General features: G+C 49.3%; 9 protein-coding genes and 2 tRNA genes. 2 read left to right on the forward strand and 9 right to left on the reverse strand.

From position 1 onward, the window contains the following. Positions 1–151: 151 nt before the first annotated feature. Positions 152–2,728, reverse strand: coding sequence for a leucine--tRNA ligase (gene leuS, locus AC2204_RS19350; RefSeq protein ID WP_318927506.1), 2,577 nt, complete (start codon positions 2,726–2,728; stop codon positions 152–154). Between the two features lie 295 nt (positions 2,729–3,023). Between leuS and AC2204_RS19355 the strand changes: the two genes are divergently transcribed. Continuing rightward, positions 3,024–3,506: a zinc ribbon-containing protein gene (locus AC2204_RS19355; protein WP_318927507.1), complete on the forward strand. Its 483-nt coding sequence runs from the start codon at positions 3,024–3,026 to the stop codon at positions 3,504–3,506. Between the two features lie 55 nt (positions 3,507–3,561). Here AC2204_RS19355 and AC2204_RS19360 read toward each other — a convergent pair whose 3' ends face one another. From AC2204_RS19360 to miaB, 6 genes are all read right to left on the reverse strand, one after another. Next, on the reverse strand, positions 3,562–5,124 hold the full coding sequence (locus tag AC2204_RS19360) for a S8 family serine peptidase (protein WP_318927508.1): 1,563 nt from the start codon (positions 5,122–5,124) through the stop codon (positions 3,562–3,564). Between the two features lie 323 nt (positions 5,125–5,447). Beyond that, positions 5,448–7,001, reverse strand: coding sequence for an apolipoprotein N-acyltransferase (gene lnt / locus AC2204_RS19365; RefSeq protein WP_318927515.1), 1,554 nt, complete (start codon positions 6,999–7,001; stop codon positions 5,448–5,450). A gap of 2 nt (positions 7,002–7,003) precedes the next feature. Further along, positions 7,004–7,876 (reverse strand): CNNM family magnesium/cobalt transport protein CorC, encoded by an 873-nt coding sequence (gene corC / locus AC2204_RS19370; protein ID WP_318927510.1) that lies wholly within the window; start codon positions 7,874–7,876, stop codon positions 7,004–7,006. Between the two features lie 94 nt (positions 7,877–7,970). Continuing rightward, positions 7,971–8,435 carry an rRNA maturation RNase YbeY gene (ybeY, locus tag AC2204_RS19375; protein WP_318927511.1) on the reverse strand — a complete coding sequence of 155 codons (465 nt, stop codon included), beginning with the start codon at positions 8,433–8,435 and terminating at the stop codon, positions 7,971–7,973. Next, positions 8,435–9,562, reverse strand: coding sequence for a PhoH family protein (locus tag AC2204_RS19380; RefSeq protein WP_318927516.1), 1,128 nt, complete (start codon positions 9,560–9,562; stop codon positions 8,435–8,437). The genes ybeY and AC2204_RS19380 overlap by 1 nt, the downstream gene beginning before the upstream one ends. A gap of 98 nt (positions 9,563–9,660) precedes the next feature. After that, positions 9,661–11,085, reverse strand: coding sequence for a tRNA (N6-isopentenyl adenosine(37)-C2)-methylthiotransferase MiaB (miaB, locus tag AC2204_RS19385; RefSeq protein WP_318927512.1), 1,425 nt, complete (start codon positions 11,083–11,085; stop codon positions 9,661–9,663). A gap of 247 nt (positions 11,086–11,332) precedes the next feature. On the opposite strand from miaB, the gene AC2204_RS19390 reads away from it, so the two are divergent. Next, positions 11,333–12,493 (forward strand): 2-octaprenyl-3-methyl-6-methoxy-1,4-benzoquinol hydroxylase, encoded by a 1,161-nt coding sequence (locus tag AC2204_RS19390; protein WP_318927513.1) that lies wholly within the window; start codon positions 11,333–11,335, stop codon positions 12,491–12,493. A gap of 154 nt (positions 12,494–12,647) precedes the next feature. Here the strand turns inward: AC2204_RS19390 and AC2204_RS19395 are convergent. Both AC2204_RS19395 and AC2204_RS19400 read right to left on the reverse strand, forming a co-directional pair. Next, positions 12,648–12,732, reverse strand: a tRNA-Leu gene (locus tag AC2204_RS19395). Positions 12,733–12,780: 48 nt separating this feature from the next. After that, positions 12,781–12,855, reverse strand: a tRNA-Gln gene (locus tag AC2204_RS19400). Positions 12,856–12,894: the final 39 nt, after the last annotated feature.

The following is a 12,894-nucleotide window of genomic DNA, read 5'->3' on the forward strand; positions in this document are numbered from 1 at the left end:
AAGTGAAAACTGATCGATTGCAATAATGACCGTCTCAATGAAGACAAAAGCTGCCATTACAGGTTCAATCAATAGCGCGGCAGAAAGATCCCCGCCTGAGCGGGGATCATATCTTAAGGCTTTTTAGTTGTTACTCTTGTTTACGTGAAAGCTAGTTGGCAACAATGTTGAGTAGCTTACCTGGAACGTAAATCACTTTACGGATGGTTGCCTCTGCGGTGAACTTGGTCACACGCTCATCGTTTAGCGCAAGCTCCTCAACTTGTTCTTTGGTTGCATCTGCCGCTACGGTCAGTTTGGCACGTAGCTTACCGTTAACCTGAACAATGATTAGCTTCTCGTCTTCAACAAGTGCCTTCTCGTCAGCAACCGGCCATACCGCGTGATCAATGTCAGTCTCGCCTAACGCTTCCCACATTTCAAAACAAATGTGCGGGGTCATCGGGTAGAGCATTGTCACGATAGCTTTCAGTGCTTCATCAAGCAGCGCGCGATCTTGTGCTGATTCTTGAGGGGCCTTTGCCAGCTTGTTCATCAGCTCCATGATTGCAGCAATTGCAGTGTTGAACGTTTGGCGACGGCCAATATCATCACTTACCTTGGCGATAGTCTTGTGGACATCACGGCGTAGTGCTTTCTGATCTGAAGACAGAGCAGCAACGTCTACCGCTTCTGCTGCACCTTTTGAAGCGTGCTCATTAACCAGCTTCCATACACGTTTGAGGAAGCGGTTTGCACCTTCAACGCCAGATTCCTGCCATTCAAGGGTCATATCTGCAGGCGCTGCAAACATCATGAACAGCCGCACGGTATCTGCACCGTATTTGTCGACCATTTCTTGCGGATCGATACCGTTGTTCTTCGACTTAGACATTTTGATCATGCCTGAGTGAGCAACTTCGCGGCCCTGGTCATCAACGGCTTTCTCGATACGGCCTTTTGCGTCACGCTCAATAGTCACGTCAGTTGGAGCAATCCACTCTTTCGTTCCCTTGTCGTTGGTATGGTAAAATGCATCTGCCAGTACCATGCCCTGACAAAGTAGCTGCTTGAACGGCTCGTCCGACGTCACATAGCCTGCATCACGTAGCAATTTGTGGAAGAAGCGCGAGTACAGCAGGTGCATACAAGCGTGCTCGATGCCACCGATGTACTGATCTACTGGCAGCCAGTAGTTTGCTTTTTCCGGATCCAGGATGTCGTCAGCTTGTGGTGAACAGTAACGCGCGTAGTACCAAGATGATTCCATAAAGGTATCAAAGGTATCGGTTTCGCGAAGTGCCGGCTCGCCATTGAATGTTGTTTCAGCCCATGACTTGTCTGCCTTGATTGGGCTTGTTACGCCATCCATTACCACATCTTCAGGTAGGATCACGGGTAGCTGATCGGCGGGTACCGGGTGAACTTGACCGTCAGCTGTTGTGACCATTGGGATAGGTGCGCCCCAGTAACGCTGACGAGAAACCCCCCAGTCGCGTAGACGGAAGTTAACGGTCTTCTTACCTTTACCTTCCGCTTCAAGCTTGGCTGCAATGGCATCAAAAGCAGCCTGGAAGCTAAGGCCATCAAACTCGCCAGAGCCGAACAATACCCCTTTTTCGGTGTAAGCCGCTTCAGAGACATCGAGATCACTACCGTCTTCTGGCTTGATAACCGGAACGATATCAAGACCGTACTTGGTTGCGAATTCGAAATCACGCTGATCGTGCGCCGGAACGGCCATAACAGCGCCTGTGCCGTAATCCATTAATACGAAGTTAGCGACGAAAACAGGCACTTCACGTCCATTAAGAGGGTGGATAGCTCTTAAGCCTGTATCCATACCTTTCTTTTCCATTGTCGCAAGTTCAGCTTCAGCAACTTTGGTGTTACGACATTCATCAACGAATGCAGCAAGGTCTGGATTGCTGGCGGCCGCTTTTTCAGCCAGCGGGTGACCGGCAGCGATACCGACGTAGGTCACGCCCATCAAAGTATCTGGACGCGTGGTATAGACTTCTAGTGGGGCATCTTCGCCATTAACGGCGAAAGAGAGCTCAACACCTTCCGAGCGACCAATCCAGTTGCGCTGCATGGTTTTCACCATCTCAGGCCAACCGTCAAGGTTGTCTAGATCGTCAAGTAGCTCTTGTGCGTACTCGGTGATTTTAATGAACCACTGTGGAATTTTCTTTTGTTCTACCGGGGTATCACAGCGCCAGCAGCAACCATCTTCAACCTGCTCATTTGCCAGAACGGTCTGGTCATTCGGGCACCAGTTAACAGACGACGTTTTCTTATATACCAGGCCTTTGTTATAAAGCTTAGTGAAGAACTCTTGTTCCCAACGGTAGTACTCAGGGGTACAGGTGGCGAATTCACGATTCCAGTCGTAGCCAAAGCCCAGCAATTTAAGCTGGTTTTTCATGTACTCAATGTTTTCATAAGTCCATGGTGCTGGCGCGGTATTGTTTTTGACTGCCGCATTTTCTGCTGGCAGGCCAAATGCATCCCAACCAATTGGTTGCATTACATTTTTACCTTGCAGGCGCTGGTAGCGAGAAACAACATCACCGATGGTGTAGTTACGAACGTGACCCATGTGAAGTCGACCACTTGGGTACGGGAACATGGAGAGACAGTAGAATTTTTCTTTATTAGGGTCTTCACTTACAACAAAGGTCTTGTTGTTGTCCCAATGTTCTTGAACTTTCTGTTCAATGTCCTGCGGGCGATATTGTTCTTGCATCGATGACATCCAGGATTTTGTGAGTTGAGTACAAACACAGTCAATATAATCGACATAGAATAACTAAAGGTAAAGGTGTCAACAATAGCTGAGGCCAATTCGGAGTATTAATTGTTGGTTTTAGCCGGAAGTTTGCGGTGTACCTGTCGATAATCAGCCTATGATTACCTTATATACCTAAGTGATCTCAAGATGCGCGTTTCAGCTAGCTTGGGTAGAGGGGGCACCGTTCGTATCAAAACATTGAGTGTGTAATGGCTTAATACGGTGGGGATTATTGGTATGGAGGTGATTCATGGCTAAGCAAAAAAAGGAATATGAAGCGCTGCTGGAGCAAATTACGGAAACCCTGAAGCATAGTCCGGAAGAGCTTAAGCACTGGGGTGAAATCACGGCAAAGTACCGTCAGGCTGCCAGCGACATGACCAAGGATGAATGGGCCCTGATTTCGGCTTACTTAAAACGAGATTTGGAAGAGTTCGGACGGAATGTCAGGGAGAGTCCCGAACCTTTCTCGGAAAGCCCATTTTATAAGTTGGTGTCTGAATCCATCTGGGAGGGATTAGCGGAAATTACCGATAAAACGCAGCTTGAATGGCGTGAAGTGATGGACGATCTTCAGCATCAGGGGGTCTATCAGGCCGGTGAAATTGTCGGCTTAGGAAACCTGGTATGTGAAAAGTGTGGCCACCATGAAATCTACACCCATGCGAAACGTATTGAACCCTGTTCTAAGTGCGGTCACGTTCAGTTTACTCGTCAGCCGTTATCCCCTTAAAACAGAGCAACCATATTAAATTAAACAGCGGGCCGGAAGGCCCGCTGTTGGGAGGTTACTTACATTGGCCTAGCAGAGTCCAGACTCCCCAATCGGCAGCGTTATCTGCTGGTGACTGGTTCTGGTTCCACCATTTTGCTTGGTAAGCGGTGCCGTTTTGCCGGGCTTGTTCTCCTTCCAGGTACACATTGCCCGCAGACCATACGGATAAACCGCTGCAATCTACGGTGCCCGGTTGTGGGTTAGGCCCAGGTGCTGGCTTAATCCCTTTCACGCGCTGTAAAGCCGCGAAGGTGTCGGTAATACCTGCGCCGCAGTTTGTAGTGTTACAGGTACTCCCTGCCGGAAAGGGGCGCGCCGTTTCCGTTATATACTGCTCGATTTGATCCGGTGTCAGGCTGGTATCCAATGAGTACATCAGAGCGGCGATACCGGCAACGTGCGGGGCAGCCATGCTGGTGCCCATGGAGTGTTTATAGGTATGCAGATCGGCCTGTCTTGTCCCTGAGTTGTGGGTTGACAGAATACCTCCGGAACGGCCGCCACCAGGAGCAGCAATATCGATCATGGAGCCGTAGTTGGAATAGAAGGCTCGGTCGCCTGTCTTATTGTTGGAGGCGACCGAGATGACACCTTGGCAGTTGCCGGGAGTAAAGCCGCGCACATTCTGGTTGTCATTACCGGCGGCCACAACGACAGCAGCCCCTTTGGTTCGGACGTCATTGATTGCCTGTTGGTAGGTGATGCCACATGCCCCTTTTCCACCCAGGCTGAGGTTCAGAACTTTCGCCGGATAAGGGTTAGCAGGTGTTCCTACAACCGGTAGGCCTGCTGCCCAGCGCATACCGTCGGTAATGTCAGAGGTGTAGCCACCGCAAGCGCCCAGTACACGTACTGGTACAATGCTGGTTGACCAGGCAACGCCAGTGACACCCTGACCGTTATTGCCCTCGGCGGCAACGGTTCCGGCGACATGGGTACCATGCCAGGAAGAATTTCTGTCGCGTGGCGGGTAGTTTTGACCGCATTGTCCTGCAACTAGCCAATCCCCTTCATCTGTCGCATCGGCATCTCGACCATCGCCATCACGCGCTGCTGCAGCATTCTTGATAAAGTCATAGCCAGGTAACAGATTGTTCATCAGGTCGGGGTGTTCGGGCTGTATGCCGGTGTCAATTACGGCGACGATAACATCGGAACCGCCGGTGGTGAGGTCCCACGCTTTAGGTAGATTGATCCCGCTGACCGATGAGGAATAGTGCCATTGTTTGACGTACTCGGGATCATTTGGGATTGCGGTCGGCCACATGATCCGGTCGGGCTCGGCATATTCAATATTGGGGTTTTGATTCAGTTGCTCGATAACCGCTTTGAGGTCGCTTTGAGCGGGTACTTTTAGAATATGGGTGTCGTTAGCACTGGGTCGGACATACTGTACATCGGCATCAACCATTTGCTGCAATTGAGTGGCGCTGTTGCTGGCCGATACTTCGGCAAGCATCATTGGACTGTCGGTACGGTATTTGACGATGATCTGATCGGTTAGAGGCTCGTTGTTTTGAGCGAAAACTGGGCTGCTGGCGATTAGCACAGCCAGCGCGGTAGGTATGATTCTCATCTTTCGTCCTTGGTTAATTATTATTGTGAGGTAGGTAGTTGTTCAAATTCAACTTTTCACAATTAATAGTTGTTGTGCAGACGGAACAATGAGAATTCGGGGGGAGATCTAAAAAAGAATTTTCTATTTCAAAAGGTTAACTTGAAAACGCGACATACGGCAGGGTTATATTTCGGTGTCAATAGATTGCCCTGGTCGATACTTCTGCATTTGTGTCTATTGAGCAATGCTTTATGTCGGTAAGAGGTCGTCAAACAGATTGTCGTTAAAGGGAGTATGCAAAAAAGGCGAATGGTTAATCTTCGCCTTTTTAATTTCAATTTCTATTTAGTCTCTTGCGGTCGATTATCCCGGAATCCCCCTTCACGGCGCCTTATCAGGATCGCTGACAGTGTCAGCGACCACAGCACGTAAAAATACAAAGGCCAGTTGCCCAGCGTTGTATAAGGTGTCAGCCCTTCAGTCAGTGTTACCGTTGCTCTTAATACAGCCGTTTCAAATTGAGGCAGCTGGTCGGTTATTTGGCCTGTATGGTCGACAATAGCGGTTACACCGGTGTTGGTTGCCCTCAGCAGGGGTTTGCCAAGTTCCAGAGCGCGCATCTGAGCGATTTCCATATGCTGGAATGGCCCTATCGAGGTGCCAAACCAGGCATCATTAGAGAGGGTCAGTAGTAGATCAGTATCAATGTTCACATTTTGTCTGACTTGTTCGCTGAAGGCGATTTCGTAGCACAAGGCTGGTGCAATGGAGTACCCGTTAGCTTCGAGGTTTGGCTGAACGAAGTCACCGCGACTGAATGAAGACATCGGCAAGTTAAAAAGCGGTGCGATAGGGCGCAACAGATCACCAAACGGGACAAATTCACCGAAAGGCAATAAGTGGTGCTTGCTGTAACGGGTGGCTTTATCGTACTGATATGGACCGTCGGTATTGATCCCTAGTGCAAGAATATTATTAAAATATTCGCCGCCTTCTTTTTGGTCGAGAACACCGGTGATGACGGTGCTGTTATTACTGCGCGCAGCACTGTCGAGGTTCTGTAAAAAGGTTGGCAAGTGCGCTTCTAAGGCCGGGATTGCCGCTTCAGGCCAGACAATCAGATCCGCATCCCAGTTCTCGCGGCTGAGATCGGTGTATTTCATCAGGGTCGGCCAGCGCTGGCTGGGCAGCCACTTGAGCTCTTGCGGTACATTGCCCTGAATTAGGGCGACCTCAACATTTTTTTCGGGATCGGAGCTGACCCACTGAACGGAACCCGCCAGCCAGATCAGTCCCGTGAGCATAGCCGGAACCAGCAAGGGCCTCCAGTTACGACTACACCCGGCCGCGACAAAACCACCACAGCCCAAGACCAGTGCCAGGGTGATCCCCTGAACGCCCAATACAGGGGCAATGGCTGCTAACGGGCTGTTGATTTGGCCGTAGCCCATCCATAACCAGGGAAACCCTGTGAATGCCCATCCTCGGAGCCAGTCCAGCAACAGCCAGATCACCGGCCCGCTTAACAGCAGCTGGTGGAAGGGACGATTGCGGTTAAAGCGGTTATACAAGGCGCCGAAAGCGGCGGGATATAAGGCCAGGTAGCTGATCAGTGACAGCATTAAAAAGAGGCTGGCAATCTTTGGCATTCCGCCAAAGGTGTCAATGCTGACATGTACCCAGCTGATCCCGGTGGCGAATAGCCCTAAACCCCATAAAAAACCGATTAAACCTGAGCGCTTAGTGCTCTGGTTTTGCAATAACCCGAGAAATAAAACAATAGAGACCGGGGCCAGCAGCCAGTAGTTATAGGGTGCAAATGAGAGTGTGGCGAGTGCACCGGCCGGAACGGCCAGAAACAGCCGTCCCAACGAGTGGAATGATTTTTTTGTCATCATTAAGGAGTGGTTGTCGGTTGATGCGCTTCGTGGGGAACCGTTACCTGTAATTGGATAATCCGGCGGTTATCGGCAGAAGTCACCTTAAAGGAATAACCATCTAACTCTACAATTTCACCGCGGGAAGGTAAATGGCCAAAGCTGGTCATCACGAGGCCACCGATGGTATCCACTTCCTCATCACTGAACGTGGTTTGGAATAAATTGTTAAAGTCTTCAATGGTTGCCAGTGCTTTTACCGCATAGGTATGTTTACTTAACTGACGAATATCCTCTTCTTCCTCGTCGTCGAATTCGTCCTCGATTTCGCCAACGATTTGTTCAAGAATATCTTCAATGGTGATGACCCCTGACACCCCGCCAAATTCATCAACAACGATAGCCATGTGATAGCGCTCTTCTCGGAACTCTTTCAGCAGGCGATCGACGCGCTTACTTTCCGGCACAACAACCGCCGGACGCAGCACTTTTTCCATGTCGAATGGCTCACTTGTCGGTAGCAGGTAGCGCAGCAAATCTTTCGCCAGCAGAATACCTTCGACATGATCCTTGTCATCACTGATAACAGGGTAACGTGAGTGTTGGGCGTCAACAATTAAATCAATCAGATCTTCTAACTTCTGAGAACGTTCAATGGTTGTGATCTGAGATCGCGGGATCATGATGTCACGAACACGCATCTCTGATATTTCCATCACACCTTCGAGCATGTCTCGGGTGTCGTGATCAATCAGATCGTTTTCTTCCGAGTCACGGAATACTTCGACCAACTCTTCGCGATTTTGTGGTTCGCCTTGAAACAGTTGACCGATACGTTCAAAGAAGGACTTTCTACTCGGACCTTCAGAATTTTGGGGGTTATCTTCGTTCATTAGTTATCAGCAAAGTGTTTTCTTTGTTAGTTAAGTGGAATCATCCACGAAAATGTTGCACGTCAATACAAACGGGCAACGGCTATCTGTGATGTTACAGTTTTTCTTCGGCATACGGATCGGTAAAACCCATCTTTACCATAATTTCCGTTTCCAAAGACTCCATCTCTTCTGCTTCATCGTCTTCTATATGATCATAACCTAGCAGATGAAGACTGCCGTGTACAACCATATGTGCCCAATGGGCATTTAGCGGTTTATTCTGTTCAGCCGCTTCTTTTTCAACAACCTGACGACAAATAATTAAGTCGCCTAGCAGATCCAGCTCTATTCCAGGAGGGGCATCAAATGGAAAAGATAATACATTGGTTGATTTATCTTTGCCGCGATACTCATGGTTTAACGCATGGCTTTCTTCTTCGTCAACTAAACGAATGGTGACTTCTGCATCAGCTTGAAATGGTGTGACGGCGGCGTCTAACCAGCACTGGAACTCAACCTCGCTAGGCAGGCCTTCTTGGCTTTCTGTGGCGTGTTGCAGATCTAGATAAATTGCCATTAGTTACTCTGTTCTGTTTTAGCCTGGTTGGGCGTAGCTTGGGTTACTGTCGGCTGTGCTAGCTGTTCGTCAAGATGACTACGTTGTTCACGGTGCCTTTGTTCAGTCAGTTTCTTTTGTTTCTGATCTTCGTTTTCCCAGATTTCATAAGCGTGAACGATACGTGCGACAACGGGGTGGCGTACGACATCATCGGCCAGGAAAAAGTTGAAGCTTATTTCATCGACATCGGCCAGTACTTCAATGGCATGACGAAGGCCTGAACGTGCCCCCCGCGGTAAATCAATCTGGGTCACGTCACCGGTGATCACGGCGCGTGAATTAAAGCCGATACGGGTCAGGAACATTTTCATCTGTTCTACCGTGGTATTCTGACTTTCATCCAAAATGATAAAGGCATCATTTAAGGTGCGCCCGCGCATATATGCTAATGGAGCCACTTCAATAACGTTTCGTTCAATTAATTTTTCGACTCGTTCAAAACCGAGCATTTCAAACAATGCATCGTAGAGCGGACGCAGGTACGGATCGACTTTCTGGCTTAAATCACCAGGCAGGAAGCCGAGTTTTTCTCCGGCTTCAACCGCTGGACGAGTCAGTAGAATACGGCGGACTTCCTGACGCTCCAGTGCATCGACGGCGGCAGCAACGGCAAGATAGGTTTTACCGGTTCCGGCAGGGCCGACACCAAAGGTGATGTCGTGGGTCACCATGTTGGCAATGTACTGAGCCTGGTTCGGCGTCCGCGGCTTGATCAACCCTTTTTTGGTTTTGATGTGGATCTCTTTGCCGTAAGGAATAGAAGACTCTGTGCTTTGCTCTAAAACACCCGACTCTTTGATCGCTAAATGGATTTGATCCGGCTCAATATCCGGGGTGGTTGTGTTTGCCGACCCACTGCGAACCGGGGCGGTATCGACATACAGGTTTTTGATGATTTCGGCTGTCGGTCGGGCGGTATGGGGCAGCCCGACAACACTGAAGCTGTTGCTACGGTGGTTGATTTCAACCCCCAGACGACGCTCTAATTGTTTGATATTATCGTCGAAAGGGCCACAAAGACTGGAAAGGCGCTGGTTGTCGGCGGGTTCCAGATTAAACTCTACAGTGATAATTTTACTCAAGATTTGCCTCTCATTGAGGTCGCCCGGCGAGCGGGCAACCATATTTTTCAGGGCATGCGTCCTACTGGTTATGTTCAGACATACGTTAGACGCAGGTCTTACTACGGAGTATATACGCCAACACCCAATTCATCTTCTTTACGTGCTTTGTCCATCACCTCTGCCGGTGATATCGCAACACGAAGGTTCATTTCGGCTTCTGTACGTACCAGCTCTCCGCGCAGAGAGTTGGTGAACACGTCAGTGATCTTCACATCAACAAACTGGCCGATGAGATCGGCCGAGCCTTCAAAGTTGACCACTCGGCTGTTTTCAGTCCGGCCACGAAGCTCCATGATGTTCTTTTTCGAAGGACCTTCAACCAGAATACGCTGCTCAGTACCAAGCATTTGGCGCGAGTAACGCATTGCCTGAGTATTGATCTGTTGTTGCAGTTCATACAAGCGTTGTTTTTTCACCTCTTCTGGCAGATCACACGGATAATCCGCTGCCGGCGTACCTGGACGCGCAGAGAAGATAAAGCTGAAGCTCATATCAAAATCAATCTCACGGATTAGCTTCATGGTGTCCTGGAAGTCCTGATCGCTCTCTCCCGGGAAAGCAACAATAAAGTCAGAACTGATCGTAATGCCCGGACGCGCTTTCACCAGCTTGCGGATTTTTGACTTGTACTCAAGGGCCGTATGCGGACGCTTCATCATTGTCAGAATACGGTCTGAACCACTTTGCACCGGCAGGTGAAGGAAGCTAACCAGCTCAGGCGTGTCTTTGTAGACTTCAATAATATCGTCAGTGAACTCGATAGGGTGACTGGTGGTATAACGAATACGGTCGATACCATCAATTGCAGCCACTAAACGGAGCAGCTCGGCAAACGTGGCGATTTCACCTTCATAGGTATTACCACGGTAGGCATTGACGTTTTGGCCAAGAAGGTTGACTTCGCGAACACCTTGTTCAGCAAGCTGTGCAACTTCGTACAGTACGTCATCGAGTGGACGGCTGACTTCTTCTCCGCGAGTATAAGGTACTACACAGTAGGTACAGTATTTTGAACAACCTTCCATGATCGATACAAATGCGGTTGCACCATCAGCACGGGGCTCGGGCAGGTTATCGAACTTCTCAATCTCAGGGAAAGAAATATCCATAACCGGCGAGTGAGTAGATTGAGAATCCTTAATCATCTGTGGCAGGCGGTGCAGGGTTTGCGGGCCAAAAATAACGTCAACAAATGGCGCACGCTTGCGAATTGAATCGCCTTCCTGAGTTGCTACACAGCCACCGACGCCTATCACAAGATCAGGCTTTTTATCTTTTAATGTTTTCCAGCGACCTAGCTGGTGGAAAACTTTCTCTTGTGCCTTTTCACGGATAGAGCAGGTGTTAAGCAGCAGAACATCTGCTTCTTCTGGAACTTCCGTAAGCTCGAAGCCATTGGCAGCATTAAGAAGATCGGCCATTTTTGATGAATCGTATTCGTTCATCTGGCAGCCCCAGGTTTTAATCAGCAGTTTCTTAGCCATGTCTAACTCTTCGCTCGTAGTGTTTATTCATTGCATTCAACATTGCATCTAGCGTTGTGTTGCTATTGGTAACTGTGCTCTCTGTGGCCGTTACCAATAGCAAGCCGCATATTGTACTGCTTTACGTTCTGTCTGACTAGATCATCACCACCCCGAATAAAATGTGGTTATGGAGATATCCCGCTTTCCCTTAGAATAAATAGACAGTCGAGGTAGAATAGCGACAGCCAAACAAAGAGATATGAGCATGGAACAGTTTGATGTAGTGATTGCCGGTGGTGGTATGGTGGGTGCCGCGACCGCATTGGGGTTAGCACAGCAAGGGCTGACCGTCGCCGTTTTAGAAGGACAGGCTCCGGAATCGTTTGACCGACAGCAAGCGATGGATCTGCGTGTCTCGGCCATCTCCCCCCATTCTGTCGCCTTACTGACGCGCCTCGGCGCGTGGGACAGCATCATGCAGATGCGAGTCTGCCCGTTCAAGCGTCTGGAAACCTGGGATCAGCCAGAATGCCGTATCCGGTTTAATGCCGACGAGATGAAGATGGAACGGCTGGGCTTCATTGTTGAGAACCGGGTTATTCAGCTTGGACTGTGGCAACAATTTTCGTCTTACCCCAACTTAACCTTATTGTGTCCGGCACGTATGGTTCACTCAAATACCTGTGAAAAGGGTTATCAGGTCGAGCTGGATGATGGTCGCCAGATACAGACTACGTTATTAGTGGGGGCCGATGGGGCGAATTCACAGGTTCGTCAGCAAGCAGGAATTGGGGTCACAGCCTGGGACTATCGCCAGCACTGCATGCTCATCAATGTAGAAACCGAGTTGCCGCAACAAGATATTACCTGGCAATGGTTTACCCCTCGCGGCCCTCGCTCGTTCTTACCGCTGCCGGGCCATCAGGGTTCGCTGGTCTGGTATGACAGCCCTAAGCGAATTAAACAGTTAAGCTCAATGTCTCAGCAGCAGTTGCAAGCGGAGGTTGAAACGCATTTCCCTGCCGATCTAGGGGGCGTCAAGGTACTCAATTGGGGAAGTTTTCCGCTAACCCGCCGTCATGCTCAGCGCTATTTTAAACCCGGCGTCGTTTTACTGGGGGATGCCGCCCATACCATCAATCCGTTAGCCGGCCAGGGCGTTAACCTTGGTTTTAAAGATGTCGATGCATTGCTGCATGAAATAGAAAAAGCCGGAAAAGAGTGGGCCCGAACATCGGTACTGCAAGCGTATGAATGTCGTCGTCGTCCTGACAACCTGCTGATGCAAGGCGGGATGGACGTATTCTACGCCACCTTCAGCAACTCGTTATTCCCGATCACGCTAATCCGCAATATTGGCCTCAAAGTAGCCGAGCATACCGGACCGATAAAAAAACAGGTACTGAAATACGCGATGGGAATGTAATACGTTGTGAAAGAAAAAGAAAAAGCCGAATGTCATAAAACATTCGGCTTAACAACCAGAGAGATACGATCATTTTTTAGGTTGTAAAAACGTTTTTGCTGCCATAATTATACAGCAGACAAAAGAAAACCCACCAAAGGTGGGTTTCTAGAGATGGTGCGGAAGGAGAGACTTGAACTCTCACACCTTGCGGCGCCAGAACCTAAATCTGGTGCGTCTACCAATTCCGCCACTTCCGCATACTTATCGTACTCAACTGAAAACCAGTCAGAACGCAAAGTAAAATATGGCAGGGCTACCTGGATTCGAACCAGGGGATGGCGGCATCAAAAGCCGCTGCCTTACCGCTTGGCGATAGCCCTACAGGTTTTATCTTAAACAGATAAAAGAATAAGTCACAG

This window comes from Photobacterium sp. (assembly GCF_057456235.1).

Excerpts from the sequence above, each read along its gene's own strand:
- lnt (WP_318927515.1), bottom strand. The coding sequence starts at position 7,001 with ATGACAAAAAAATCATTCCACTCGTTGGGACGGCTGTTTCTGGCCGTT.
- leuS (WP_318927506.1), bottom strand. The coding sequence starts at position 2,728 with ATGCAAGAACAATATCGCCCGCAGGACATTGAACAGAAAGTTCAAGAA.
- AC2204_RS19360 (WP_318927508.1), bottom strand. The coding sequence starts at position 5,124 with ATGAGAATCATACCTACCGCGCTGGCTGTGCTAATCGCCAGCAGCCCA.
- AC2204_RS19390 (WP_318927513.1), top strand. The coding sequence starts at position 11,333 with ATGGAACAGTTTGATGTAGTGATTGCCGGTGGTGGTATGGTGGGTGCC.
- corC (WP_318927510.1), bottom strand. The coding sequence starts at position 7,876 with ATGAACGAAGATAACCCCCAAAATTCTGAAGGTCCGAGTAGAAAGTCC.
- ybeY (WP_318927511.1), bottom strand. The coding sequence starts at position 8,435 with ATGGCAATTTATCTAGATCTGCAACACGCCACAGAAAGCCAAGAAGGC.
- AC2204_RS19355 (WP_318927507.1), top strand. The coding sequence starts at position 3,024 with ATGGCTAAGCAAAAAAAGGAATATGAAGCGCTGCTGGAGCAAATTACG.
- miaB (WP_318927512.1), bottom strand. The coding sequence starts at position 11,085 with ATGGCTAAGAAACTGCTGATTAAAACCTGGGGCTGCCAGATGAACGAA.